This is a genomic window from Flexivirga lutea, assembly GCF_054778955.1.
In genome coordinates this window covers 93,274-118,545 of sequence record NZ_BAAGZB010000003.1, presented here as the reverse complement: position 1 = coordinate 118,545, position 25,272 = coordinate 93,274, and the positions used below count along the sequence as shown (strand labels likewise).

Sequence of the window (25,272 nt, the reverse complement as noted above, 5' to 3'; positions counted from 1 at the left end):
ACAACGAAAGCGCCCGAGTCCTGTCGGACTCGGGCGCTTTCCCTCAACGTGACCCCAGCGGGATTCGAACCCGCGTTACCGCCGTGAGAGGGCGACGTACTAGGCCGCTATACGATGGGGCCGTGACTGGAAGAACCATACCGTCACCAGTGTGATTCCACCGAATCGGCAAACTTCGCCGATTGGCTGGGGTACCAGGACTCGAACCTAGACTAACTGAACCAGAATCAGTCGTGCTGCCAATTACACCATACCCCAAGGGGGTATCACTTCGCCAGCGGCGGAACGCCGTCCGACGAGGTGAACCGAGGTGAGACCTTACCCGGTCAGGGGCGCCGCGCCCAAATCGAGCACCTCCAAGACGCCTGCGCCCGGGCGCAACTGGTCCAGCGACGTGATCAACGGCACATCACCGGCGTCGCCCGTCCCGGTCCGGCCGTCCCTGCGGAGCCAGACCGGGCGCAGCTGCGCCCCGCGCGCGCCGATGACGTCCGCGTCCCATTCGTCGCCGACGTATGCCGTCTGCGAGGGGCAGCTGCCCAGGCGTTCGCACGCGAAGCGGAACACCCGCGGGTCCGGCTTGCCGAAGCCGAGGGTGTCGCGGCTGACCACCCCGTCGAGCCGCTCTCGCAGGCCGGTCACCTCCAGTTTCGGCAACGTCGCGGCCTCCGAGGAGTTGGTCAGCGCGCTCACGGCGATGCCGGCGTCATCGCATGCCTGCAGGAACGGCAGCACGTCGTCATACCGGCGCTGCCGCGCCACGAATGCAGGCCGGAACGCAGCCTCGAACGCCTCGATGGCGTCGGCCGGCACGGGCAGCCCATGCGCTGCACCCACCTCGGCGAGCCGGTGCGCGCGCATCGTCATGAAGTCCAGCTCCCCCGCGGTGTAGCGGCGGAAGAACCCACCCGGGTCGCTGCGGAAGCGTATGGCGGCACGCTGGTGCCACTCCGGGGTCTGCTGGGGCCACACGTTGGCCATGGCCACGGCGCCCGCCCCGATCATCGCGGCGGTCGTGTCGACGAGCGTGTCGTCGATGTCGAGCAGCACCGCGGTGACCGGCAATCGGGTCACAGCCATCGGCGAACGCCCCTTCGTCCGTGCGGCATGCCCGGTCAGAGCGTCGCGCGCAACGCCTTCAGGCGGCGCAGTGTCGACTCCTTGCCCAGGATCTCCATGGACTCGAACAGCGGGGGCGAGATGCGCTGCCCGGAGACGGCGGTGCGCACCGGCCCGAACGCCAGACGCGGCTTGATGCCCAACCCGTCGACGATCGCCGTGCGCAGGGCCTCCTCCAGCCGTTGGGCGGTCCACTCGCGGCCGCTGCCGTCCGGGTTGCCGATCGCACCGCTGATCGGCTCCAACGCCGCGAGCGCCGCGTCGAGTACCTCCGGGGCGCTGTCCTTGAGCTGCTTGCGGGCGTCCTCGGCGATCTCCAACTCGTCGTCGGCGACGTAGAAGGGCGCCACCAGGGGCGCGGCCTCGGAGAGCAGGTTGATGCGGGTCTGGATGAGCGGCACGATCTCGTTCAGCCTGCCCAGCTCGGGCAGCGATGCGGGCTGCGGCAGCGCGCCGTCTCGCTGCAGGAAGGGCAGCAGCCGCTGGGCGAGATCCTGCTCGGACAGCTGGCGCAGGTAGTGCCCATTGAGCCAGTTGAGCTTGTCGAGGTTGAAGACCGCACCGGCCGGGTTGATCTTGTGCCATGCGAAGTGCTTGCTGAACTCCTCGAAGCTGAACGTCTCGCGTTCGGCACCGTCCTGCTCGATGATCGGCGGATGCCCTTGTAGCGCAAGGAAATTGACCAGCGCCTCGGGGAGGTAACCCTGCTCCTGGAACCACGTGAGCTTGGCCCACGGGCTCTTGCGTTTGGAGATCTTGGCCTTCTTCTCGTCGCGCAGCAGCGGGATGTGGGCGAACTGCGGCGTCTCCCAGCCCAGCCACTTGTAGAGCAGCAGGTGCTTGGGTGTGGAGGAGATCCACTCCTGCCCCCGCACCACGTGGGTGATCTCCATCAGGTGGTCGTCCACGACCACGGCGAGGTGGTAGGTCGGGAAACCGTCGGCCTTGAGGATGACCTGGTCGTCCGGGCGCGGCGCCTTGGTCGGACCCATGATCAGGTCGTCGAACTGCAGGGGTGCGTCGTCCGGGATGAGCATCCGCACGACGGGCGTCTCGTGGAAGCCCGGCAGCAAGGCACGCTCCTCCTTCGTCTTGCCCAGGCAGGTGCGGTCGTAGCCGGTGGGCTGCTTGGTCTTCTGCTGGACCTCGCGCATCTCCTGCAGCCGTTCGCTGGAGCACCAGCAGTAGTAGGCGTGCCCGTCGGCGATGAGTTGCTCGACATACGGCCGGTAGGTGCCCAAGCGTTCGGACTGCTTGTACGGCGCGAAGGGGCCGCCCTTGTCGGGACCCTCGTCCCAGCCGAGGCCGAGCCAGTGCAACGTGTCGTAGAGCTGCTGCTCGCTGTCCTCCTGGAAGCGCGCCCGGTCGGTGTCCTCGATGCGCAGGATGAAGCTGCCGCCCTGCTGTCGCGCGAAGGCGAGATCGAAGATCGAGACGTATGCCGTGCCGACGTGCGGATCACCGGTCGGCGACGGCGCGACGCGCAGACGGGGCTTCTTGATGGAATCGGAGGTTTCGCTCATGATGCTCCGATCGTATTGAACGTTGCCGTGCACGAGCACAGGAGGGGAACTGCGGCACGGCGGCGTCCTACAGCAACGCGCCCGCCAGTGACTCCTGCATCCAGGTGAGGAAGTCGTAGTAGAGGCCGATGACCAGGCGCGGGTCCTCGGATGCGTCGTCGGCCGAGGCGAGCTCCTGCTGCAGGCGCTCGCTGTCCTCGTCGGTGCGCAGCCGCAGCCGCTCCCCGAGCGCCAGGCGTACGTCGGCCAGGCCCACCAGCAACGCCTGCGCCTGACCGAGGTCGAGTTCCAGTTTGTCCCGGCTCGCCGGTTGGTCCAGCGCCTCGATCGCGGTGCTGAGGTTGGCCACCTTGCGCTGGCGCAGGCTGTGCTCGGTCAGCGCCCGGAACTCCGCCGCGACCTCCTTGTCGCCGCGGTGACCGTCCGGCAGCAGGCGGGCCAGCGCCGGGTCACGGTGCGCGAGTTCCTCCGGGTCCGGTGCACCACCGAGGCCGGCGAAGAGGTCCTCGACCGGGTCCCCGGACAACCCACCGCTCGGGGTGAGCAACTGCCGCGTCTGGTCGAGCAGTTCACGAACGATGGCCCGCTCGTTGGCATCCAGTCGTGCGGTGACACGAGAACCCTTGCGTTTGAAGGCGGTTGCCATCAGGAGTCCTTCTCGAAGGTCGCCCACAGGCCATAGCCCTGCATCGCCTCGGTGTCGGTCTCCATCCGTTCGCGCGGACCCGCGGAGACGACCGCCTTGCCCTCACGGTGCACCGTCATCATCAGCTTCTCGGCCTTGGCCTGCGAGTAGCCGAAGTAGGTCTGGAAGACCCAGGAGACGTAGGACATCAGGTTGACCGGGTCGTTCCAGACCAGGGTCACCCAGGGTCGGTCGGTCTGCTCGACCGCATCGGCGTCGACGTCGACGTCGGGCGAGGCATGCTCCGGGGGCGCAACAGACACGCCCTCAACGATAGGCAAGAGCCGCCACCGGGGGCGAGCCTGGCCTACAGTGACGCACGTGACCACACCTGTGGGCGCGTCCACCGCGCTGCTGACCGACCATTACGAGCTGACGATGCTGAGCGCGGCACTGCGGGACGGAACCGCCGGACGTCGCACCGTCTTCGAGGCTTTCGGTCGTCGCCTCCCCGACGGCAGACGGTATGGCGTGGTCGCCGGCACCGGCCGGTTGCTCGACGCGCTGCACGACTTCCGCTTCGGGGATGCGGAGCTGAAGTTCCTTCGCGATCGGCACGTCGTCGACGAGCCGACACTGGACTGGCTGGCGTCCTACGAGTTCCGCGGCGACGTGTGGGGCTATGCCGAGGGCGAGGTCTACTTCCCCGGTTCGCCGATGCTGATCGTCGAGGCGAGCTTCGCCGAGGCAGTTGTGTTGGAGACCCTCGTCCTGTCGATCCTCAACCACGACACCGCGATCGCGTCGGCCGCCAGCCGGATGACGGCCGCTGCGGAGGACCGCCCGTGCATCGAGATGGGCTCACGGCGGACCCACGAGGAGTCGGCGGTGGCGGCGGCCCGGGCGGCATACATCGCGGGCTTCACGACCACCTCCAACCTCGAGGCCGGCCGTCGCTACGGAGTGCCGACGACCGGCACGGCGGCGCACGCCTTCACACTGCTGCACGACGACGAGCGGGCGGCGTTCCAGTCGCAGGTCGACACGTTCGGTCCAGGCACGACGTTGCTGGTCGACACCTACGACGTGTCGCATGCGGTCGAGCTCGCAGTCCAGATCGCCGGCACCGAGCTCGGCGGTGTGCGGCTCGACTCCGGTGACCTGCTGCAGCAGGCGCGGGAGGTGCGGGAGCAACTGGACACGCTCGGTGCGACGGGGACGAAGATCGTGGTGACCTCGGACCTGGACGAGTTCGCCATCGCGGCACTGCAGGCCGGTCCGGTCGACGGTTATGGCGTCGGAACGCAGCTGGTGACCGGATCCGACGCTCCCACGGCAGGGCTGGTCTACAAGCTGGTCGCGCGGGAGAACTCCGCCGGCGAGCTCGAAGGCGTCGCCAAGAAGAGCAAGGACAAGACGTCCATCGGTGGTCGCAAGTTCGCCTTGCGCCGCCGCGACCCGCAGGGCGTCGCGGAGGCCGAGGTCATCGGCATCGGCACACCCCCCACTGACGACGGCGACGACCGTGCGTTGCTGGTCCCCCTGATCGAGCGCGGCGAGCGGGTCCACACGCGCACCCTCGATGATGCCCGCCGGCACCACAGCACTTCTCGGGGAGAGCTACCGCCGACCGCCCGGCAGATGTCACGGGGAGAGCCCGTCATACCGACCATCTACCAGCGGTGACGAGACGAGAGGAAGTCATGACCAGCATCGAGCTGTTCGACGGCGAAGCCGCTGAGCCCTTCGCCGATCGCATATTTGCTTTGTACGACACGGTTTTCGGCCGGTTCCCCGACAAGGCCGTATGGCGCGCGCAGCTGTTCGATCGTGACCGGGTGCGCGACGGCTACCGGCTGGTGCTCGCCCTGGACGGTGACGAGGTGCTGGGTTTCGCCTGGGGTTACCGCGGTGAGCGGGGACAGCATTGGCCAGACCTGGTGGCGCGCACGCTGCCCGAGCTGCCGGCCGAATGGGTGCGCGATCACTTCGAACTCGTCGAGCTCGCTGTCGATCCCGGAGCCCGCCGGCAGGGCATCGGCGTCGGGTTGCACGATGCTCTCCTCGACGGCCTGACCGGCCGTGCGCTGCTCGGCACCACTCTTGCGGTGGACGACCCGGCGCTGCGGCTCTACAAGTCGCGCGGCTGGAGCACACTGGGCCATCTGCAGGACAACCGCCAGGTCATGGGCGCCTACCTCCCGCTGCCCCGGCACGCTCGCTGATCGAGCAGCAGGCGCGCAGATCGACTGCCCGGCCACGGACTACGCATGACCCGCATCGAGACCCTTGGCAGCGCCGCCGCCGAGCCGTATGCCGCACGCGTGTTCGCCTTGTACGACGCAGTGTTCGGCGATGTCTCGGACGAGGCGGAGTGGCGCGAGCAGATGTACGACCGACACCGGGCACGCGACGGTTACCGGCTCGCGGTCGCGGTCGAGGCCGACCGACTGCTTGGTTTCGCGTGGGGCTATCGCGGCGACCGGGGTCAGTTCTGGCCGGACCTGGTCGCCAATGCGCTGCCGGACGTGGACCGGGACTGGATCGGCGGGCACTTCGAGTTCGTCGAACTCGCGGTGGACCCGGCCGCGCGCCGGCGGGGTCTGGGTGGCCGGCTGCACGACGCGCTGCTCGAGGGGGTCACCGGCCGCGCCCTGCTCGGCACGACCAGTGACGGGGACGACCCGGCCGTCCGCCTCTACCGCGCACGCGGCTGGCGGACCCTCGGGCAGCTGGACGCCGAGCACCAGGTGATGGGCCTCCACCGCAACTGACGTCGTGTCCGGCCGGCTTGCGGCGCGGTCGTAGGCTGCACAGATGGCACGCGCGCTGGTGATGGTCGATGTCCAGAACGACTTCTGCGAAGGGGGCTCCCTCGCCGTCGACGGCGGCATCGGCGTCGCCGAACGCATCGCCGCGTATATCGACGGCCACGGCTCGGACTACGAGCACATCGTGGCGACCGCCGATTGGCACATCGATCCGGGCACCCACTGGTCGCAGACGCCCGACTTCGTCGACAGCTGGCCGGTGCACTGCGAGGTCGGCACACCCGGGGCGGACTTCCGGGTCGAGGTGCAGACCGTCCTCGCGCAGGCGTCAGCCGTCTTCCGCAAGGGACAGTACGAGGCGGCATACAGCGGTTTCGAGGGCGCGACCGAGGACGGGTCCGACCTGGCTGACTGGTTGCGCGAGCACGAAATCACCGACATCGACGTCGTCGGCATCGCCACGGATCACTGCGTCCGCGCGACCGCCCTGGACGGCGCGAAGTCCGGCTTCCGCACGCGCGTCCTGGTGGAGTTGACCGCGGGCGTCGCTCCCGAGTCGACCGCGCGGGCCGTGACCGAACTCCGCGCAGCCGGCGTCGAAATCGTCGAGCCGCCGGGGGCCTGAGCCGCGACGAGAGGTCGACGGATGTCGTGAAGGCACGTTCTCACGACATCCATCGACCTCTCGGTGGCACGCCGGTGGTCAGGAGACCGTGATCGGGGTGCCGCCCGAGACGAGCTGCCAGTCGATCGTGTGGAACGTCGACGGATCGATCACCTTGTTGGCGGTGACCCAATCGATGATCAGCTGCCGGATCTCGCGCTGCTCGTTGTAGACGACGGGCGCGGTCGTCACGTCCGGGAAACCGCCACCGCCGGACTGGCGGTAGTTGTTGATCGCAATGATGAAGGTGTCCTGATCACCGACGGCCTTGCCGTCATACGCCAGGTTCTTGATCCGGTTGCCGGGCGCGACCGTCACATCGATGTCGTAGGTGAGCCGCGCGTCGAGGCCACCCATGACGTCGTAGTTGTAGTCGGGCGTGCCGTTCGGCGCGGTCGGGGTCACCGCGTTCGTCAGATCGTCGATCGAGAACGGTCCGCTTCCCGAGACCTGCTTGAAGTACTCCGCGGACTTCTCCAGGTAGGCCTTGACCTGCGTGCCGGTGAACTTGATGCCCAGCAGCGTGTTGTCGTAGATGTAGAGACCCGCCACGTCGCGCACCGTCACGTCGCCCTTTGGGATGATCGCGGTGCGGCTGAACGGCGCCGCGATCGACAGCACCGGCGTGTTCGCGTCGGCGGTGCCCGCGAGCGCCGCCTTCACCGCTTCGGCCTGCACCTCATTGATTAGGTCAACCGCGGCGGCGTCCTCGACCACTGCGCGGGCACCGCTCATGTCCTCCAGGCAGGTGCCGATCACGCTGTTGACGTAGGTGCGCACCTTCTCGTGCGGGGTGCGCAGGATCCTGGCGATGGTCGGGTCCTCGGGTGCGGTGTTGGAGTTGAGCAGGGTCGCCGCCGAGCTCGCGACCTCCCACTGGCCGCGGTTCTTGCGCAGGTTGAGATCCATCACCGTGACGCGCTCGCCGAAGCACAGCGGCTCCGACAGCAGCACCTGCTTGCCGGTCTGCTCGTTGGTGACGAACCGCTGCGGGATCTCCACGTGCGCGTGTCCGACGAGGATCGCGTCGATGCCCGGAACTTGTTGCGCCAGCAGGGTGCTGGCGTTCTCCGGGAACGGCAGCGCGTCACCGTAGGACGACGACGTGTCGGCGCCGGAGTGGCACGACACCACGACGATGTCGGCGCCGCGGCGCTTCACCTCCGGTATGACGAGCTTCGCCTGCTCGACGATGCCGTTGAACTTGATCCTGCCCTCGACGTTGGCCTTGTCCCAGATGGCGACACCGGGGGTGACCAGCCCGACGATGCCGACGGTCACCGGCTTGTGACCGGGCACGTGCACGCGCTTCATGGTGTATGGCGGGAAGACCGACTTCCCGGTCTGCCAGTCCAGCGCGTTCGCTCCGAGCAACGGGTGGTGCAGCTGGCTCTGGAAGGTCCGCAGCAGATCGATGCCGTAGTTGAACTCGTGGTTGCCGAGCGCCGCGGCGTCATACCCGATCTGGTTCATCGCCAACGCCATCGGGTGTATGACGCCCTTGCCGATCGGCTCGATCTTGGCGTAGTAGTACGCCAGCGGAGTGCCCTGGATGGTGTCGCCGGCGTCCAGCGTGATGCAGGTGTGCGCGCCGCGCTCGGCGCGCACGGCCTGGATCAGCGTGGCGCACTTGGCGGCGCCGACGTCGTTGTGCTTCGCGTCGTCGTACTCGGTGTCCTTGAAGTAGTCCCAGTTGTAGACGTGCCCGTGCAGGTCGGTGGTGCCGAGCACCGTCAGCCGCAACTCCTTGCCGCCGGGAGCAGCGTCGGCCCGGGGCGCCGTGGCGGCGCCGACCACCCCCGCACCCCCGATCATCGTCATCGCCAGCAGTTGGCGGCGGCTCGTGGCATGTCGGACGACGGGGTGCATGGGATCTCCTTCAGGGGTGGGACGCCGGGCGGGTCACGCCCGGTAACTGCACCACGCTAGCGACCTTCGAAGGCGAAATGCCGGCAAACGCCGGAGGTCTTTGCGAGGAGTGTTCGGATCAGCGTCCGCCGACCCAGCTCCAGGCGTACTTGCCGTCGTCGGTGGCGGTGCCGGCCTCGCCCAGCTCCATCGGCCGGAAGGTGTCGACCATGACCGCCAACTCGTCGAACTGGTGCACCCCGATGGAGTTCTCGTAGGCGCCCGGCTGCGGGCCGTGCGCGTGACCGCCGGGATGCAGGGAGATCGAGCCCTTGCCGATGCCGGAGCCCTTGCGCGCCTCGTAGTCGCCGTCGACGTAGAACATGATCTCGTCGGAGTCGACGTTGGAGTGGTAGTAGGGCACCGGGATCGACGCCTCGTGGTAGTCGACCTTGCGCGGCACGAAGTTGCAGACCACGAAGCCCGTGCCCTCGAAGACCTGGTGCACGGGCGGGGGCTGATGCACCTTGCCGGTGATCGGCATGAAGTCGGCGACGTTGAACGCGTAGGGGTAGAGACAGCCGTCCCAGCCGACCACGTCCAGCGGGTGGTAGGGGTAGGTGTACACGGTGCCGACGATCTGCCCGCTGTTTCCCCGGTGCTTGACGTACACCTCTGTCGGCGTGTCGGATTCGGCACCGATGTCCTCGGCGAGCAGCGGACCTTGCGGGCCGCGCAGGTCGCGTTCGCAGTATGGCGCGTGCTCCAGCAACTGGCCGAAACGCGAGAGATACCGCTTCGGCGGCGCGATGTGCGAGTTGCCCTCGATCGCGTAGGCGCGCAGCGGCTCGGTGAAACCTTCGTCGCCGGCGGCCACCGGCAGCCACCGGTGGGTCGTCGCGCGCGGCACGATCAGGTAGTCACCCTCGGCGACGTCGAACGCGCCGAAGACCGTCTCCACCCGCGCCGCGCCCCGCTCGACATACACGCATTCGTCGCCGATCCCGTTGCGATACCAGGGACTCGGCGCATCGGCCACGACATACGAGATGCGCACGTCGCCGTTGCCGAGCACCAGCCGCCGACCGGTCACGACATCGACCCCGGTGTCGCCCTCGTCGAAGAGATCGTGCAGCTTCAGATGCCGCGGCAGCAACGGGTGGTTCGGTTGTGTCCGGAGCGACCAGCGGAAGTCCCACGCCTTCGCGTCGGAGATCGCCGACGGCAGACCCCGGTGATAGAGCAGCGACGAGTCGCTGGAGAAGCCCTCCTCCCCCATCAACTCCTCGTAGTAGACGCTGCCGTCAGGCCGACGCAGCGCGGTGTGCCGCTGACGTGGCAGCTGTCCCATCGATCGGTAGAACGCCATTGTTCTTCCCTCTTCCCCGTCGTGCTTCGGTTCGTGCCTCGTGCGCCGTTGCCGGCCGGTGACCCGTGGCGAGCGCGGCCGGGTTGCTGACTACGGTGGCACCATGGCCAGTCTGCCCACCCGAACGCTGTTCACGCAGTTGGTCGACGACGCTGCCGTCTTCCCTCCGGGAAACTTCTCGCTCACCGAGGCTATCGACCGCCGCTGCGCGCGTCGCGGCACCCCGGCGTCCGATGTCGCGGCCGACATCGGTGCTGCCATCCGTGGCCTGCCCGCGCTCGACCTGATCTGAGAGAGGACCAAATGAACGCCCCTGACGTGCACCCCGCCGGCGGACATTCCGATGGCGGGCTCTGGAGCATCGACAACCTTCCGTACGGTGTGGCCAGCACCGCCGACGGCAGCACCCAAGTGGTCACCCGGCTGGGCGACGACGTCATCCGGTTGGCGACGCTCGCCGCGTCCGACGGGGTGCGCAAATGGGCTCGCACGTTCGACCACAGTTCGCTCAATCCCTTCATCGGACAGGGCCGTTCGTCCTGGTCGGCCGCGCGCAGGTGGTTGCGCACGATCCTGCAGGACGACGCGCGCCGGGCCCTCGTGGCGGCGGCGACCACGCCGCTGGCCGACGTGACGCTGCACCTGCCGGTCCGGATCGCCGACTACGTCGACTTCTACGCCAGTGAGCAGCACGCCACGAACGTCGGCTCGATCTTCCGTCCCGGCGGCGCGGCGCTGACGCCCAACTGGAAACACCTCCCCATCGGTTACCACGGTCGGGCCGGCACCGTGGTCGTCTCCGGCACCGACATCGTGCGCCCGGTCGGGCAGCGCAAGGGCACGGAGGATGCGGCGCCGGTCTTCGGCCCCAGCGTCCGGCTGGACATCGAGGCGGAAGTCGGTTTCGTGGTCGGCGGCGAGACGGAGATCGGCACCCGCGTGTCGGTCGACGAGGCCGCCGAGCACCTCTTCGGTGTCGCGCTCTTCAACGACTGGTCGGCCCGCGACATCCAGGCCTGGGAATACGTGCCGCTCGGTCCGTTCCTCGGCAAGTCATTCGCCTCGACGCTGAGCGCCTGGATCACCCCGATGGAGGCCTTGCAGGAGGCGAAAACCGCTCTGCCCGCCCAGGATCCGCAGCCGTTGGAGTATCTGCGGGGCGAGGACCTCTTCGGTCTGGACCTGCAGCTCGAGGTGCGCCTGAACGACACCGTCGTGTCCCGGCCGCCATACAAGACGATGTACTGGAGTCCGGCGCAGATGCTCGCGCACCTCACCGTCAATGGCGCCGGCCTGCGCGACGGCGACCTCTTCGCCTCCGGCACGGTCTCCGGCGACGAGCGCGATCAGCGCGGCAGTCTGCTCGAACTCTCCTGGAGCGGCAAGGAACCGGTGGAGCTGTCCGACGGCACCACTCGCAGTTTCCTGGAGGACGGTGACACGGTGACGATCACCGCGGCCGCCCCGGCGGCCGGCGGCCGTCGTCTCGCGCTCGGCGAGGTCAGCGGCCGGATCCTCCCCAGCCGCTGACATCGGTCTTGCTGCGGCGCGCCGGGACGACATACGTCTGAGCGGCCTTGTCGTGCAACGCCTGGGCGCTGCGGTCGCCCAGCGGGATCAGACCGTCGACCAGGGTGAAGATCGTGCCCAGTGGCCCCAGGATCGGCAGCAGCGAGGTGATGTTGCCGACGCCCTTGACCACGGCGCGTATCGCCGCGGCACGCAGCGACGGCCTGGTGCTCGTGGCGGCCCCGCGCACCCGGATGCCGCAGATCAGGTGGCCGATGGTCTGCCCGCGCCAGGCGACGAGGCCGATCTCGTAGACCAGGTAGAGCGCCAGCGCGACAACGGGGAACTGCCACGGCACGTGATAGAAGCTGCCCGGGAGCGGAGGCTGCGACCGGCCGTCCTGTGCGGCGGCGATCGCGTCGTCGTACCAGTTGATGATCGTGCTGATCCACGGATGCAGCCAGCTCCACGAGATGGCGAAGGCCAGCAGTGACAGCAGCACGTTGTCGATCAGGTAGGCGAGCAGCCGGCGCCACCACGACGCCGTCGGCTCGCCGTCCGGGGCCGTCTTGACCGGCTGCGGCACATACGGCTGGCGGCTGTATGGCGACTGCTGCCCGCCCGCGTAGTGCTGTGAGGCCTGCTGGTGCGGCGCCTGCTCGTAGGGACGCAGCTGCGGCCGTTGTCCCTGGCGTTGCCCGTAACGGGCGGCCTGCGCCTCCTCGGCGGCGCGACGGCGTTCCTGCTCCTCTTCGTACTGCCGGCGGGCGTCGCCGATGCGGGACTGGTCGAGGTTCGGCTTGACCTTCGGCATGGTCCGGTCACTCCACAGGATGCCGTCCCAGTAGCGAAGCTGACTCGGGTCCTGGGGGTCGTCATACCAACCCGACGCTCGTTCGCTCATGATGACCCATCCTCTCATCACGACCGTCAACGACCGTCAACGACCACGCGCCTCCCTCCCCGTTGCCCGGGGAGGGAGGCGCGTGGTGTGAGGGGAGTGTGTCAGACCCCGGGGGCCAGCTTGCCCTCGTCCTCCTCGATGATGTCCTCGGTCTCATTGAGGATCGCCTCGACGCGCTCCCCCGGCAGCTGGCACTGCCAGGCGAGGGCGAGGATCACGGCGGTCAGGACGATGTTGGCCAGGATGCCGCCGTTGAAGCCGTAGACGTTGGCCTCGCCCGCGTCCTTGGCGCTGGTGCCGGAGTAGCTGCCGAGGTAGCTCACCAGCAGGATGCCGGCGAACCAGACCAGCACCCACCAGCCGTGCTTGAAGTCCAGCTGCGGCGAGCGGCCCTTGTCCATGGCCTCGAAGATGGCCAGGAACACGTAGCCGATGGCCACTGCCGCCATCATCTTCCAGACCTGGTCCCAGCCGGCCCAGTACATGATCAGGTTGGTCGCCAGCAGTGCCAGCGGACCGACGACCCACGGCATCCGGCTCTTGTAGGGGCGCTCCATGTTGGGCAGCTGCTTGCGGAAGGTCAGCAGCGCGATCGAGCCGCTGCCGAACGACAGCACGGTCAGCGAGGTGACGACGCCGACCAGCGCCTGCCAGCTCGGGAACGGCAGGAAGAAGATCGCACCGACGATCCAGGCGAGGATCAGGCTCGGCCACGGCACGCCGTTCTCGTTGACCTTGGCCAGCACGGCCGGGGCGTTGCGGTTGCGGCCCATGGCGTAGGACATACGTGCGGTGACGCTGGTGTAGATCAGGCCGGTGTCCCCGGGGCTGATGAACGCGTCCGCGTAGAGCAGACCGGCCAGCCAGCTCATCCCGAGCACGGTGGCCATCGAGGCCAGCGGGCTGAAGTTACCGGCGTCGCTGCCGGTCTTGATCGCGTTGCCGACGTTGGCCCAGCCGTCGTTGGCCAGGTGGGTCGGGTCCAGCCCGCCGATGAAGGCGACCTGCAGCAGGATGTAGAGCACACCGCAGATCAGTATCGAGCCGATCAGGGTCAGCGGGACGTTGCGCTTGGGGTTGTCGGTCTCACCGGCCAGCTCGATGCCCTGGCGCCAGCCGAGGAACGAGAAGGCGATGCCGGCCGCAGGGATGGCCTCCATGGCGCCCTTGATGCCGTTGGGGGCGAATCCGCCGCCGCCCTTGGCGTCGATGGTGAAGTTCCCGCTGTGGAACGACGCGATCATGATCGCGACGATCACCAGGACGATCATGAACAGCTTCCACCAGACCAGCACGTTGTTGATCCGGGCGAACCACTTCACGCCGAAGAAGTTGACCAGCACGAAGACGCCGAGCATCAGGATGGCGATGACCAAACCGGCGGGTGTCAGGGTGCCGTCGCTGTTCTCCAGCCAGCCGGCGTATGACGTGGCGTAGGTCAGCACGGCCGACACCTCGACGGCTGCGACGGCGGCACAGGCCAGCCAGGTCACCCAGCCGAAGGAGTAGCTGGCGAACGAACCCCACGCGTAGTGCGGGTAGCGCGCGACACCACCGCTACGCGGCATCATCACCCCGAGCTCGGCGTAGCTGAGGCCGATGAACAGGAACATGATGGTGCCGACGATCCAGGACAGGATCGCGGCCGGGCCGGCGAGGCTCGAGGCGTGCAGCGAGCTGAACAGCCAACCGGACCCGATGATCGAGCCGATGGCGGTGAAGAGCAGGCCGAGTGTGCCGAACTCCTTCTTGAGATGTGGGTCATCTCCGGCGACGTTGTTTACCTTGTCGGTATCGACGCTCATAGTTGTGCATCATCCCTTTCGGTTGCCATGCACGGTGCGATTTTCATGTCATGCTCCGCCGAGCACCACAACCTGTGAACTGTGACACACTCCGAGAGCGTTAGCACGCTAGTCCCGAAAAGTCCTGAAAGGTCAAGCGGCACACCGAAGTTCTGCCAAATTGAGACCTGGCAGCCGCGGGCCGCCGGGTGACCGGCGAGTAGGGTCACCCTCATGCTGAAGTTGATGCTCTTCCTGCACCTGTTGACCGCCATCTTCGCGGTCGGGCCACTCGTGCACGCGGTCACCACCGCCTCCCGCGGCCTGCGCACCGCCGACCCGGTCGCGATCGAGTCGTCGGCCCGGACGGCGAAGATCTATTCGATGGCGTCGGTGCTGGTGGTGATCTTCGGCTTCGGGCTGATGTCGCAGAAGCGTCGCGGCAAGGAGCTCGGCTCCTTCGGCGACACCTGGATCTGGCTGTCCCTGCTGTTGTGGGTGGTCGCCGTCATTATCACGTTCGTGGTCCTGGTGCCCGCCCTGGAGCGCGCGTCCGACGCGATCCGCGCCGGCTCCGAAGGCTCGGGCGCCGGCGATCTGCAGACCGCCGTGAAGTCACAGACCGCGCGCGTCGCCGCCGGCGGCGGCGTGGTCGGCGTCCTCTTCGCCGTCATCGTGGTGCTGATGGTCTACCGGCCGGGTAGCTGAGTCCGGTCCGCTGCGATGACGCCGGACGAGGTCGCCGACTTCCTGGCCACGCTGCCCGGCTGCAAGCGCAAGGGCACGAGGCGGGTGCCCGCCTGGTATGTCGCGGGCCGCATCGTCGCCCGCCTGGTCGCACCCGATGAACTGATGATCCGTTGCGCGTTCGAGCTGCGCGAGCGGCTCGTCACCGAACACCCGCAGACGTTCGGCATACCGCCGCGCTACGAGGCGCACCTGAAGGTGCAGGCGATGTTGGATGGCGACGCCGGCGCCATACAACACGCGCTGCGGGCGGCGTGGGAGCTGCAGCGGAAGCGCTGATCGCCGACTGTGGATAAGCCGCGATGGTCAGCACGCGGTCGTAGACTCGCCGCATGGCTCCCCAAGTCGCCGGGGTCGAACGCGCATTGCTCGCGCTAGCTCCCAAGGAGCGCGCGGCCGTCGTCGAGCGCGGTCTGCTCAGTCCTGATGATGTTGACGACGTGGATCAAAACGAAGTCGAGGCAGCATGGTCAACCGAGATCACTGGTCGAGTCGACGAATACACCAGCGGTGATGCCGAGCTGGTGGATCTCGATGACCACTTCGCGCGCCTCCGGGCGAAGCTGACCGCACGCGATCAGTGAAGCTGCACCGGCGCGAACTCTCCGAGGCTGCAAACGAACTTGACGCCGCCGTCGACTGGTATGCCGGCATCCGCAGCATTGTCTACCTCGTAGATGGCGAAACGCTCGTCATCGTGGCGTACACGCACCACAAACAGCGCCCCGGCTACTGGAAGCAGCGCCTCGACGGATGAGCACTCAACGCAACCACTCCTGTCAGGCCGACTGCTTTCGCTCCTCCGCGAACGTCGGCGCCATGGCCTCCATCTGCTCGATGACCAGCTTGATCGCACGGGGCTGCTCGTCGGGCGGGTAACCGTTCCTGACCAGCAACCGCTTGATCGACGACCGCACCTTGGCCTTCACGTCATCACGCACGGTCCAGTCGGTGCGGGTGTCGCGACGCATCACCGCGACCAGGTCAGGGGCGATCTGGGCGAAGGTCTTCGAGACGAGCGGTTGCAACGACTGGTCAAGGCGGTGATACACCGTGGGACGCAGGCGACGGCCGGGCAAGTGCCGACGCCGTCGTCGGCTGCGCGGTCACCGAGCACGTGATGTCGCCCGATGCGTCGCATCCGGCAAGGTCTGCTTCCCGGACACGGCTTCGGCCCAGAGGGCACTGGACGAGGCCCAGGTGGCCCGCGAATTCATCGCCGGCTGGTTCGGCAGTCCGACATGGAGCAACCGGCAGGAGCGGCGGATGTATCACTGCGGCGACTGCCACCAGTGGCACCTGACGTCGACGCCGTGAAGTGCCACGTTGTCCACATCCCCTGCCCGCCGAGAGGGGATGTGGACAACACTCGTCAACGAAAACCGTTGCATACCAGATGTTTTCGGGATATCATCGAACACATGAACGATGCACAGATGGATACGGTCGAGGGCGGGAACGCCGCGTTCGACGCGTCCACGGTGCGCGCGTTCCAGGATCGGCTCGACGCAGCGATCACGAGCGACGACATGCTGACCGAGATACGCGCTCTGGAGGAAGCCAAGAACGCGATCAGTGCGCGGCAGGCCCGGTTGGCCGTCGCAGCGCACCACCGGCAACGGCAGTTGGACATCCCGCGCGGGATCAACCGCGCGACCACCGCACGCAAGGTCGGATCCGACATCGCCCTCGCCCGGCGGTCCTCCCCGCACCTGGGGTCCCGGTTGCTGGGCCTCGCTCACGCCGTCGTGGAGGAGATGCCCCACACCTGCCAGGCGCTGACCGCCGGAGTGATCGGCGAACGCGACGCCACCGAGCTGGTGGCCGCGACGGCCTGTTTGAGCCGAGAGGATCGCGCGAGCGTGGACGCCGCGATCGCCGACGAGCTGGGCACCGTGTCCCACCGGCGACTGGTCGCCGCAGCACGGGCAGTCGCCTATGAGGTCGACCCGCAAGCGGCCACCGCACGCCGCGCCAGAGCCGAAAGTGAGCGCCGGGTCAGCCTGCGGCCCGCCCCGGACTGCATGACCTGGCTGACCGCGCTACTGCCGGTCAAGGACGGCGTCGCCTGCTACGCCGCACTCACAACCGAAGCCGACGCGACCGCCACCGCCGACCACCCCCGCGGTCAGGTCATGGCCGACACCCTCGTCCAACGCGTCACCGGACGCGACTCCGCCGACGGCATCGACGTCCACGTCAACCTGCTCATGCCGATCGACACCCTCACCGGCGACACCCCGGCCGAGATACCCGGTTACGGGCCCGTCCCCGCCGACCTGGTCCGGGCCTGGGCCACGGATCCGAGCAAGGTGGTCCAGGTCCGGCGCCTGTTCGCCTACCCCGGCACCGGTGACCTGGTCGGCATGGAGTCAACCTCCCGCTGCTACACCGGCCTGCTCGCCGACTTCATCGCGCTACGCGACCGGACCTGCCGCACCCCCTACTGCGACGCGCCGATCCGCCATACCGACCACATCACGGCCCACACCGAGGGCGGCGCCACCACCGAACGCAACGCCCAAGGCCTCTGCGAACGTTGCAACTACACCAAGGAACACCCCGACGTCAGCGTCACGGGCAATGCCGGCGGGACCACGACGACAACAGGCACGCTGCGTATGACGAGCCGTCCTCCGTCGCCGCCGGGGCTGCCGCCTCCCACCCGATCACATGTCGAGCGCACCCTGGTCGACCTGACCTGGCAGCACAGCCTCCGCCGCCCACGCAGGTGAGGCTCGTCGGCGCCTGCAACAAGTCGACGTGGGCACCGATGCCGGTGCTACCGTCCGCCGATCTGCAGCGATGGACGGGGAACATGACGACGGAAGATGCCCCGGTGGGGTTCGACGCGGAGGGCATGTGGGACTCCGTGGCGGAGGCGTGGGACGCACGCGGCGACTGGCACGCCGGCGTCACGCGCGAACTGACCACGACGATGATCCGGGCGCTCGACCTCCGGAACACCGACAGCGTCGTCGAACTCGCCTGCGGCCCGACCGCCGACATCGCCACCGCCGTGGCGCAACGCCCCGGATTCACCGGCACGGTCCGTGCGGGCGACCTGTCCGCGCGGATGATCGAGGCGGCCGAGCGCCGTGCTCGACGTGATGGCCTTCCGGTGTCGTTCGAGCAACTGGACGTGACCCGGCTGCCCTTCCCGGACGGCAGCGTCGACAAGATCGCGGCACGCTGGATCTACATGCTGCTGGCCGACCCGATGGAAGGCCTGCGAGAAGCGGACCGGGTGCTGCGTCCCGGCGGGCGGCTGGTGTTCGCCGTATTCGCTGCGGCCGCAGAGAACCCGTTCTTCATGCTGCCCGGGTCGGTGCTGGCCGAGCGCGGGCTGTTGCGGCCACCGTCGCCGGGACAGCCCAGCATGTTCGCTCTCGCCGACGTCGACGGCACCGGGCAGCTGGTGCGCGATGCCGGCTTCACCACCTGCTCGGTGCAGGACGTCCCATTGAGCTACCGGCTCGCCGATCCCGACGACCTGTGGTCGTGGGTGAGTGACTTCGCCGGTCCGATCTCGTTGGCGGTGCGCAGTCAGGACGAGCGCACCCGCGCCGACGTGCGCGCCGAGATCGAGCGGCGTGCCGAGCGCTTCCGTGACGGCGCCGGCTACGCGCTGCCCGGTCTGGCGAGAGTGGTCGCCGCGTCCCGGTGAGGTGCCTCAGAGGTTGCCGCGCTTGTCCTGCTCGCGCTCGATCGCCTCGAAGAGTGCCTTGAAGTTGCCCTTGCCGAAGCCCAGCGAGCCGTGCCGCTCGATCAGCTCGAAGAACACCGTGGGGCGGTCACCGAGCGGCTTGGTGAAGATCTGCAGCAGGTAGCCGTCCTCGTCACGGTCGACCAGGATGCCGCGCTTCTGCAACTCCTCGACCGGCACGCGCACCTCGCCGATGCGGGCGCGCAGCTCCGGGTCCTCGTAGTAGCTGTCCGGGGTGTCCAGGAACTCGACGCCGTTGGCACGCAGGCAGTCCACCGACGTGATGATGTCGCCGGTCGCGACGGCGAGGTGCTGTGCGCCGGCGCCGCGGTAGAACTCGAGGTATTCGTCGATCTGCGACTTCTTCTTGGCGACGGCCGGTTCGTTGAGCGGGAACTTCACCCGGTGGTTGCCGTTGGCAACGACCTTGCTCATCAGTGCCGAATAGTCGGTGGCGATGTCGTCGCCGATGAACTCCGCCATGTTCACGAAGCCCATGACGCGGTTGTAGAAGGCGACCCACTCGTCCATGTGGCCCAGCTCGACGTTGCCGACGATGTGGTCCAGTGCCTGGAAGAGCCGCTTCGGCTGACCCTCGCGGCGCTCGATGGTCGAGGACTGGGCGACATACCCGGGCAGGTAGGGGCCGTCGTACTTCGACCGGTCGACCAGGGTGTGGATCGTCTCGCCATACGTGGCGATGGCGGCGATGCGGATGGTGCCGTGCTCGTCGCTCACGTCCTCCGGCTCGCGCACCACGGTGGCGCCGGCCGTGCGGGCCTGGGCGATGCACTTGTCGACGTCGGGCACCTCGAGCGCGATGTCGACGACGCCGTCACCGTGCTTGCGGTGGTGCTCCACCAGCGGGCTGTCCGGGTCGACCGCGCCGTTGATGACGAAGCGGATCGAGCCGCTCTTGAGCACGAACGACTTGTGGTCGCGGTTGCCGGTCTCCGGACCGCTGTAGGCGACCAGCTCCATGCCCCAGGCGCTCTGGTAGTAGAGCGCGGACTGCGTGGCGTTGCCGGAGACGAAAACGATCGCGTCCCAGCCGGTCACCGGGAAGGGGTCCTTGTCGGCGTCGTAGTCGACGAGGCCGACGAGTTGCTTCAGCTGCTCCATGTCCTGGCCGGCAGCGAGTTCATCGGGCGTGAGGTTCACCGTCGTTGTCATGTGCTCACTGTGCGCGCGGTCACAGCACACCGCAATCGGCCCGCCACATCCTGATCATGATGCGCAATCTGCGCGGTACTGATCGTAGTATTCTGCACAACATGCCCACCATTGACGAGCTCGACGCCCGACTCATCGCATTGCTCACCGACCAGCCTCAGATCGGGGTGCTGGGCGCGTCGCGCAAGCTGGGCGTCGCGCGGGGCACCGTGCAGGCGCGGCTGGACCGGCTGATCGAGCGAGGTGTCATCTCGTCGCTCGCGCCCACGGTCTCGGCCGCCGCGCTCGGCTACCCGGTGATGGCGTTCTGCACCCTGCAGATCCAGCAGCGCAAGGGCCGCCAGGCCGTGGTGGAGCATCTGCGCGGCATCGCCGAGGTGCTCGAGGTGCACACCATCACCGGCGGCGGCGACCTGCTGGCCCGGGTCGTCGCCCGGGACAACGCCGACCTGCAACGGGTGATCGACCAGATCGTCGAGACGGGGCTGGTCGTGCACGCCTCGACCACGATCGCGCTGGCCGAATTGGTCGGGCACCGCACCCTGCCGCTCGTGCAGGAGACCGGCGGCCGCTGAGCTAGCGTTTGCGGCCGACGAACCAGTTGCGGATCATGGTGATCCGCTCACTGACCTCCTCGGAGGAGGCCCGGTCCAGCGCCGGCCCGCCGCACTTCACCCGCAGCTCGTGGTGGACGTGCGCGTGTGGCTTGCCGGACTTCGTGGAGTATGCCGCGACGAGCGAGTTGAGTTCCTTGCGCTGTGCCGCGAGGGCCCGGTGGGCCGCCACCGGCTGGTCGTCCTTCGGCCGCTTGCGACCGCTGCGCAACTGCTTGTCCTGACGTTGCCGCAGCAGGCTGCTGACCTGGTCGGGCTCGAGCAGACCGGGCAGGCCGAGGTATTCCTCTTCCTCGTCGCTGCCGACCACCGCGCCCAGGCCGAACTGCTGGGCGTCGAACATGACATGGTCGAACTCCGCCTCGGACTCCAGCGCCTCGAACTTGCCCTCCAGCTCGCCGAGCGCCTTCTCCTCCCGGTTGGCCTCCTCGATGAGGCCCTCTTCCTCGTCCCAGATCGAATCCTCAGCCTGCTCAGGCCGATCCAGCGCGTGGTTGCGTTCCTTCTCCATCGAGGCCGCGAGCTCCATGATGGTGGGCACCGTCGGCAGGAACACCGTGGCCGTCTCACCACGGCGGCGGGCCCGGACGAAACGCCCCACCGCCTGGGCGAAGTAGAGCGGTGTCGAGGTGGACGTGGCGAAGACACCCACCGCCAGACGCGGCACGTCGACGCCCTCGGACACCATCCGCACGGCCACCATCCACCGGTCCTCCGACTGCGCGAACTCCTCGATGCGGGTCGAGGCGCCGCTGTCGTCGGACAGCACCACCGTGGGTCGGATGCCGGTGATCTCGTGCAGGATCCGCGCGTAGGCCCGTGCGGCAGTCTGATGGGAGGCGATCACCAGACCGCCCGCGTCGGGCACGTGACGGCGCACCTCGGTCAGCCGCTTGTCGGCCGCCCGCAGCACCGCCGGGATCCAGGCACCACTCGGGTCGAGTGCGGTGCGCCAGGCGGCCGCCGTCGCGTCCTTGGTCAGCGGCTCCCCCAGCCGCGCGGCGATCTCGTCGCCGGCCGACGTGCGCCAGCGCATCGCCCCGCCATACGCCATGAAGAGCACCGGCCGCACGACACCGTCCCGCAGCGCGTCGGCGTAACCGTAGGTGAAGTCGCTGGCCGAACGGCGTATGCCGTCCGCGCCCTCCTCGTAACGCACGAACGGGATCGGTGCGGTGTCCGAGCGAAAAGGCGTGCCGGTCAAACAGATCCGGCGCACTGCCGGCTCGAAGGCCTCGCGCATCGCGTCGCCCCACGACTTGGTGTCACCGCCGTGGTGCACCTCGTCGAGGATCACCAGGGTGGGCTTGCTCATGGTGCGCTTGCGGTGCAGCGCCGGCCGGCTGGCCACACCCGCGTAGGTGACCGCGACGCCGTCGAAGTCGGCGGCGTGCTGCTCCTGCGCATTCGTGAACCGCGGATCGATGTGTATGCCGACCCGGGACGCCGCGTCGGCCCACTGCGTCTTGAGGTGTTCGGTCGGCGCCACGATGGTGATCTGCTCGACGATCCCCCGCTGCAGCAGCTCGGTGGCCAGCCGCAACGCGTAGGTCGTCTTCCCCGCGCCCGGGGTGGCCACCGCGAGAAAGTCGCGCGGCTGGTCGGTCAGGTAACGCTCCAACGCCGCAGCCTGCCAGGCCCGCAGCTTGCCCGCGGTCCCCCACGCCGCCTTGCCTGGGAACGCCGGTGACAGGTGCGATGCGGCGGAGGTACTCATATGGGGAACAGGTTAACCTCCGGCGCGGACAGTCCACGGAGGTGGGCAGGTCAGTCGTCGCCGCCGTCCTGCGGCGCGCGCAGCCCGTCGAAAATCTCCTTACAGGTGGGACACACCGGGAATTTCTCCGGGTCGCGGCCGGGCACCCAGACCTTGCCGCACAGTGCCGTCACCGGCTCACCCGACAGCGCGCTCTCCATGATCTTCTCCTTGCGCACGTAGTGCGCGAAGCGCTCATGGTCGCCCGGCTCCTGCAACTGCTCCTGGGCGTCGGTGCGCTCCAGCGTCGCGGTGGTCGTGCTCGGCGTGCTCGGCGCAGCCTCCGGGGAGGACAGCCGATCCGGATCGTCAACGGGGCTCATGCCGCCCAAGTGTAATTGGCACGGCTGGGGGCCAGGCTCCTCGTCAGTTCAGATCCGGGTCGGTCGGGAAGGTCGCCGCGAACGACATCGCGCTGCGCTGCCGGCGCAGCACGCGTGACCACAGCTGTCCGGGATCACCGCTGAAGGCGTCGCCGGTCTGCGCGTCGACCACGAACCACATGCCGTCCTCGATCTCTCCCTCGAGCTGGCCCTCGGCCCAGCCGGCATACCCGGCGTAGATCCGCAGGCTGCCGACAACCGGTGCGACGATCGGCGGTGGCGCGTCCAGGTCGACCAGACACAGATCGCCGAACAGCTTTCGGATGCCGAGGGATTCGTCCTCCGTGCGCTCGGCGACGGCGAGCGCCAGCGCGGTGTCCAAGGAGACCGGGCCCCCCTGGAAGATGCAGTCCGGGGTCGACACATGCTCCTGCCATCCCGGCAGGACCGAGTCGACCCCGGCGACCAACGGCCGGTTGAGGATCAGACCGTGTGCGCCGTCCCCGTCGTGGTGCAGAACCAGCACGACGCTGCGGTTGAAGACGTCGTCCTCGGCCGACTCGGACTCCTCGCGGGGCACTGCGACGAGGAGTCGTCCGGTCAGGTCGGTCACCCAGCCATTATGGGTGACCGACCCGGGGCTCTGCTGCGACCGGGGTCAGCGCCCCGCACGACCGTGCTGGAAACGGTCCCGCCCACCGTGGTGACCGCCGCGGCCACCCCGGTAGCCGTCGCGTCCGCCGCGCTCGCCGTACCGGCCCCGGCCACCCTGCCGGCCGCCGCGGTCGCCGTACGAACGGCCACCACGAGCCGCACGGGGCGGGCTGATCAGCCGCTGCAGATCGCTCTCGGAGATCGGCGCGCCGTCGGGAGTGCTGCCGCCGGCGGCACGGATCACGTCGTCGCCCGGACGGGCGCTCTGCAGCTCGGTGTCGACGCCCGCCGCGTCCAGCAGCCGTTGCATGGTCCGGCGCTGGTGCGGCAGTGCCAGGGTCACGACGGTGCCCTTCTCGCCCGCTCGCGCGGTGCGTCCGGCACGGTGCAGATAGTCCTTATGATCCGCCGGCGGGTCGACCTGCAGCACGACACCGACGTCGTCCACGTGGATGCCGCGTGCCGCGACGTCGGTCGCCACCAGCACCGGGACCTTGCCGTCCTTGAAGGCCGCCAGCACCTTGTTGCGCTGTCCCTGGCTGAGACCTCCGTGCAACGACGCGGCGAGAACGCCCTGGTCGCGCAACTCGCCGGCGACCCGGTCGGCGCCCAGCTTGGTGCGCACGAACACGACGGTGCGGCCCGGCCGATTGGCGACCTCCGCCGTCACGGTCTTCTTGTGGCGCGGCTCGATGAGCAGCGCGTGGTGGTCCATCGTCGCGACCGAGGCGGTGCCGTCATCGGTGGCGTGCTCGACCGGGTCGGTCAGGTAGCGCTCGACGACGGTGTCGATGCCGCGGTCGAGGGTCGCCGAGAAGAGCAACCGCTGACCGTCACCCGGCACCTGGTCCAGGATCTGCTCGATGGCCTCCAGGAAGCCCATCTCGGCCATGTGGTCGGCCTCGTCGAGCACGGCGATCTCCACCCGGGACAGGTCGGCGGCCCCCCGCTCCATCAGGTCGATCAACCGGCCGGGAGTTGCGATCAACAGGTCGACACCACGCTCGAGCGCGGACAACTGGGGCTCGTACGGCATACCGCCGGCGACCAGCTTGTGGCGCAGGCCGATGACGTGCACCAGCGGCTGCAGCGCATCGCTGACCTGCATCGCCAGTTCACGGGTCGGCACCAGCACGACGGCCCGCGGCTGACCCGAACGGGCCTTTCCACCCTGCGCCAGGCGAGTCAGCAGCGGCAGTCCGAAGGACAGGGTCTTGCCCGATCCGGTGCGACCGCGGCCGAGCACGTCACGGCCGGCGAGTGCATCGGGAATGGTCGCCTGCTGGATCGGGAACGGCGTCGTGATGCCGTCTCGTGCCAGCCGCTCCACGAGCGACTCGGGCAGACCGAGGTCGGCAAAACCGTTGCCGTCCAACGAGATCGGCTCCGCCGGTTGCGGCGCACGCTCCACGGGCCGGCTCACCTGGCTGCTGTGGCGGTCTTCGCGGCGCGGACGATCTTCGCGGTAGGGACGTTCGTCGCGGCGGGGCCGGTCGAACGAGCGGCGTTGCCGGTCCTCGTAGCGGTTGTCGCGGAAGTTGTCGCCTGTGTAGCTGCGGCGGCTGGGGCGATCGTCACGGCGTTCGTTGCGGCCCCGGTCGTCACGACGTTCGTAGCCGCCTCTGCGGTCGTCGCGGCGCTCGTAGCCACCACGTCGGTCGTCACGGCGCTCGTAGCCACCACGTCGGTCGTCACGGTCGCCGAAGGACCGTCGGTCGTCGCGACGCTCGTAGCCACCGCGTCGGTCCTCGCGGTCGCCGTAGGACCGTCGGTCGTCGCGGCGCTCGTAGCCTCGGTTGCCGCCACCCCGATGGTCACTACCTCGGCGATCGTCTCGCCGCTCGTTGCGCCGGTTCTCGCCGCGACCGTCACGGCTGAACTCGCGTCGGGCGTCACCGCGGTCGTCGCGGCGGGGACGGCGGTCCGTCTCCTCGCCGCGTTGCTTGCGGGCGCTCGAGCGCTTCACCTCGAGCTTCTGGGCACGGGTCCACCGCGCCTTCTTGCCGTCCATGGACTTCTTGGGCATGCGTCATTCCTCTGCATGTTTGCCTGGTGCAGCTGCTGAGCGCACCTCGCGAGGGTCGGGCACGACAGATCGTCCGCATCCAGCCGGTGAACGGCCGGCGGTTGTCGCTGCTCGAGAGTCCTCGGCGCCGGAAAGATCTCGGCGCTCACAAAAGAGG

The 25,272-nt window shown here is 68.5% G+C and carries 29 protein-coding genes and 2 tRNA genes; 15 read left to right on the top strand and 16 right to left on the bottom strand.

The window, feature by feature from the left end:
• Positions 1-49: 49 nt before the first annotated feature.
• From ACYVBN_RS13245 to clpS, 6 genes are all read right to left on the bottom strand, one after another.
• Positions 50-122, bottom strand: a tRNA-Glu gene (locus ACYVBN_RS13245).
• Positions 123-183: 61 nt separating this feature from the next.
• A tRNA-Gln gene (locus tag ACYVBN_RS13240) sits at positions 184-258 on the bottom strand.
• Positions 259-318: 60 nt separating this feature from the next.
• The gene (locus ACYVBN_RS13235) at positions 319-1,080 is read right to left on the bottom strand and encodes an HAD family hydrolase (protein ID WP_460600938.1); all 762 of its coding nucleotides are present in this window, start codon (positions 1,078-1,080) and stop codon (positions 319-321) included.
• A gap of 35 nt (positions 1,081-1,115) precedes the next feature.
• On the bottom strand, positions 1,116-2,642 hold the full coding sequence (gltX, locus tag ACYVBN_RS13230) for a glutamate--tRNA ligase (protein WP_460600937.1): 1,527 nt from the start codon (positions 2,640-2,642) through the stop codon (positions 1,116-1,118).
• A gap of 67 nt (positions 2,643-2,709) precedes the next feature.
• Positions 2,710-3,288 (bottom strand): DUF2017 domain-containing protein, encoded by a 579-nt coding sequence (locus tag ACYVBN_RS13225; protein WP_440280676.1) that lies wholly within the window; start codon positions 3,286-3,288, stop codon positions 2,710-2,712.
• Positions 3,288-3,590 (bottom strand): ATP-dependent Clp protease adapter ClpS, encoded by a 303-nt coding sequence (gene clpS, locus ACYVBN_RS13220; RefSeq protein WP_440280675.1) that lies wholly within the window; start codon positions 3,588-3,590, stop codon positions 3,288-3,290. The genes ACYVBN_RS13225 and clpS overlap by 1 nt, the downstream gene beginning before the upstream one ends.
• Before the next feature lie 58 nt (positions 3,591-3,648).
• Between clpS and ACYVBN_RS13215 the strand changes: the two genes are divergently transcribed.
• Genes ACYVBN_RS13215 through ACYVBN_RS13200 form a run of 4 tightly spaced genes read left to right on the top strand, consistent with a single transcriptional unit; the run spans position 3,649 to position 6,663 of the window.
• A complete protein-coding gene (locus tag ACYVBN_RS13215) occupies positions 3,649-4,953 on the top strand; it encodes a nicotinate phosphoribosyltransferase (protein WP_440280674.1) in 1,305 nt (434 codons plus the stop codon).
• Positions 4,954-4,970: 17 nt separating this feature from the next.
• Positions 4,971-5,492, top strand: a complete 522-nt coding sequence (locus ACYVBN_RS13210) for a GNAT family N-acetyltransferase (RefSeq protein WP_440280673.1) — start codon at positions 4,971-4,973, stop codon at positions 5,490-5,492.
• Between the two features lie 45 nt (positions 5,493-5,537).
• Positions 5,538-6,041 (top strand): GNAT family N-acetyltransferase, encoded by a 504-nt coding sequence (locus ACYVBN_RS13205; protein ID WP_440280672.1) that lies wholly within the window; start codon positions 5,538-5,540, stop codon positions 6,039-6,041.
• 43 nt (positions 6,042-6,084) lie between these two features.
• On the top strand, positions 6,085-6,663 hold the full coding sequence (locus tag ACYVBN_RS13200) for a cysteine hydrolase family protein (RefSeq protein ID WP_460600936.1): 579 nt from the start codon (positions 6,085-6,087) through the stop codon (positions 6,661-6,663).
• 78 nt (positions 6,664-6,741) lie between these two features.
• Here the strand turns inward: ACYVBN_RS13200 and ACYVBN_RS13195 are convergent, their stop codons facing one another.
• Both ACYVBN_RS13195 and ACYVBN_RS13190 read right to left on the bottom strand, forming a co-directional pair.
• Complete coding sequence (locus ACYVBN_RS13195; RefSeq protein WP_460600935.1) at positions 6,742-8,571, bottom strand: bifunctional metallophosphatase/5'-nucleotidase; 1,830 nt, start codon at positions 8,569-8,571, stop codon at positions 6,742-6,744.
• A gap of 118 nt (positions 8,572-8,689) precedes the next feature.
• On the bottom strand, positions 8,690-9,919 hold the full coding sequence (locus ACYVBN_RS13190; protein ID WP_460600934.1) for a homogentisate 1,2-dioxygenase: 1,230 nt from the start codon (positions 9,917-9,919) through the stop codon (positions 8,690-8,692).
• A gap of 103 nt (positions 9,920-10,022) precedes the next feature.
• Between ACYVBN_RS13190 and ACYVBN_RS13185 the strand changes: the two genes are divergently transcribed.
• Together ACYVBN_RS13185 and fahA are read left to right on the top strand one after the other, a co-directional pair.
• On the top strand, positions 10,023-10,211 hold the full coding sequence (locus tag ACYVBN_RS13185) for a hypothetical protein (RefSeq protein ID WP_460600933.1): 189 nt from the start codon (positions 10,023-10,025) through the stop codon (positions 10,209-10,211).
• Positions 10,212-10,222: 11 nt separating this feature from the next.
• A complete protein-coding gene (gene fahA, locus ACYVBN_RS13180; protein ID WP_460600932.1) occupies positions 10,223-11,449 on the top strand; it encodes a fumarylacetoacetase in 1,227 nt (408 codons plus the stop codon).
• Here the strand turns inward: fahA and ACYVBN_RS13175 are convergent.
• Complete coding sequence (locus ACYVBN_RS13175) at positions 11,421-12,332, bottom strand: RDD family protein (RefSeq protein ID WP_460600931.1); 912 nt, start codon at positions 12,330-12,332, stop codon at positions 11,421-11,423. The two genes, fahA and ACYVBN_RS13175, sit on opposite strands and share 29 nt — an antisense overlap.
• 101 nt (positions 12,333-12,433) lie before the next feature.
• On the bottom strand, positions 12,434-14,137 hold the full coding sequence (locus ACYVBN_RS13170) for an APC family permease (RefSeq protein WP_460600930.1): 1,704 nt from the start codon (positions 14,135-14,137) through the stop codon (positions 12,434-12,436).
• A 213-nt stretch (positions 14,138-14,350) separates the two neighbouring features.
• Between ACYVBN_RS13170 and ACYVBN_RS13165 the strand changes: the two genes are divergently transcribed.
• From ACYVBN_RS13165 to ACYVBN_RS13150, 4 genes are read left to right on the top strand one after another with little or no spacing between them, the layout of a single operon-like run.
• Entirely contained in the window at positions 14,351-14,824 is a 474-nt protein-coding gene (locus ACYVBN_RS13165) for a DUF2269 family protein (protein ID WP_460600929.1), read from the top strand.
• 15 nt (positions 14,825-14,839) lie between these two features.
• Complete coding sequence (locus tag ACYVBN_RS13160; protein ID WP_460600928.1) at positions 14,840-15,142, top strand: hypothetical protein; 303 nt, start codon at positions 14,840-14,842, stop codon at positions 15,140-15,142.
• Between the two features lie 53 nt (positions 15,143-15,195).
• Complete coding sequence (locus ACYVBN_RS13155; protein WP_460600927.1) at positions 15,196-15,447, top strand: addiction module protein; 252 nt, start codon at positions 15,196-15,198, stop codon at positions 15,445-15,447.
• The gene (locus ACYVBN_RS13150) at positions 15,444-15,620 is read left to right on the top strand and encodes a hypothetical protein (RefSeq protein ID WP_460600926.1); all 177 of its coding nucleotides are present in this window, start codon (positions 15,444-15,446) and stop codon (positions 15,618-15,620) included. The genes ACYVBN_RS13155 and ACYVBN_RS13150 overlap by 4 nt, the downstream gene beginning before the upstream one ends.
• Before the next feature lie 22 nt (positions 15,621-15,642).
• Here the strand turns inward: ACYVBN_RS13150 and ACYVBN_RS13145 are convergent, their stop codons facing one another.
• On the bottom strand, positions 15,643-15,942 hold the full coding sequence (locus ACYVBN_RS13145; protein WP_460600925.1) for a type I restriction enzyme endonuclease domain-containing protein: 300 nt from the start codon (positions 15,940-15,942) through the stop codon (positions 15,643-15,645).
• Between ACYVBN_RS13145 and ACYVBN_RS13140 the strand changes: the two genes are divergently transcribed.
• From ACYVBN_RS13140 to ACYVBN_RS13130, 3 genes are all read left to right on the top strand, one after another.
• A complete protein-coding gene (locus tag ACYVBN_RS13140; RefSeq protein WP_460601176.1) occupies positions 15,917-16,180 on the top strand; it encodes a hypothetical protein in 264 nt (87 codons plus the stop codon). The genes ACYVBN_RS13145 and ACYVBN_RS13140 overlap by 26 nt on opposite strands.
• Positions 16,181-16,284: 104 nt before the next feature.
• Positions 16,285-17,598, top strand: coding sequence for an HNH endonuclease (locus tag ACYVBN_RS13135; RefSeq protein WP_460600924.1), 1,314 nt, complete (start codon positions 16,285-16,287; stop codon positions 17,596-17,598).
• Positions 17,599-17,681: 83 nt separating this feature from the next.
• Positions 17,682-18,530 carry a class I SAM-dependent methyltransferase gene (locus ACYVBN_RS13130; protein WP_460600923.1) on the top strand — a complete coding sequence of 283 codons (849 nt, stop codon included), beginning with the start codon at positions 17,682-17,684 and terminating at the stop codon, positions 18,528-18,530.
• Positions 18,531-18,536: 6 nt separating this feature from the next.
• On the opposite strand, the gene hppD is transcribed toward ACYVBN_RS13130, so the two are convergent.
• Complete coding sequence (hppD, locus tag ACYVBN_RS13125) at positions 18,537-19,742, bottom strand: 4-hydroxyphenylpyruvate dioxygenase (protein ID WP_460600922.1); 1,206 nt, start codon at positions 19,740-19,742, stop codon at positions 18,537-18,539.
• Between the two features lie 101 nt (positions 19,743-19,843).
• On the opposite strand from hppD, the gene ACYVBN_RS13120 reads away from it, so the two are divergent.
• A complete protein-coding gene (locus tag ACYVBN_RS13120) occupies positions 19,844-20,317 on the top strand; it encodes an Lrp/AsnC family transcriptional regulator (RefSeq protein ID WP_460600921.1) in 474 nt (157 codons plus the stop codon).
• A 1-nt stretch (position 20,318) separates the two neighbouring features.
• Here the strand turns inward: ACYVBN_RS13120 and ACYVBN_RS13115 are convergent, their stop codons facing one another.
• Genes ACYVBN_RS13115 through ACYVBN_RS13100 form a run of 4 tightly spaced genes read right to left on the bottom strand, consistent with a single transcriptional unit; the run spans position 20,319 to position 24,512 of the window.
• Positions 20,319-22,073, bottom strand: coding sequence for a DEAD/DEAH box helicase (locus ACYVBN_RS13115; RefSeq protein ID WP_460600920.1), 1,755 nt, complete (start codon positions 22,071-22,073; stop codon positions 20,319-20,321).
• 50 nt (positions 22,074-22,123) lie between these two features.
• Positions 22,124-22,435 carry a DUF3039 domain-containing protein gene (locus ACYVBN_RS13110; protein WP_460600919.1) on the bottom strand — a complete coding sequence of 104 codons (312 nt, stop codon included), beginning with the start codon at positions 22,433-22,435 and terminating at the stop codon, positions 22,124-22,126.
• A gap of 43 nt (positions 22,436-22,478) precedes the next feature.
• Entirely contained in the window at positions 22,479-23,048 is a 570-nt protein-coding gene (locus ACYVBN_RS13105; protein WP_440281215.1) for a YqgE/AlgH family protein, read from the bottom strand.
• A gap of 45 nt (positions 23,049-23,093) precedes the next feature.
• Entirely contained in the window at positions 23,094-24,512 is a 1,419-nt protein-coding gene (locus ACYVBN_RS13100; RefSeq protein WP_460600918.1) for a DEAD/DEAH box helicase, read from the bottom strand.
• A gap of 9 nt (positions 24,513-24,521) precedes the next feature.
• Between ACYVBN_RS13100 and ACYVBN_RS13095 the strand changes: the two genes are divergently transcribed.
• Entirely contained in the window at positions 24,522-25,154 is a 633-nt protein-coding gene (locus ACYVBN_RS13095; protein WP_460600917.1) for a hypothetical protein, read from the top strand.
• Positions 25,155-25,272 lie beyond the last annotated feature (118 nt).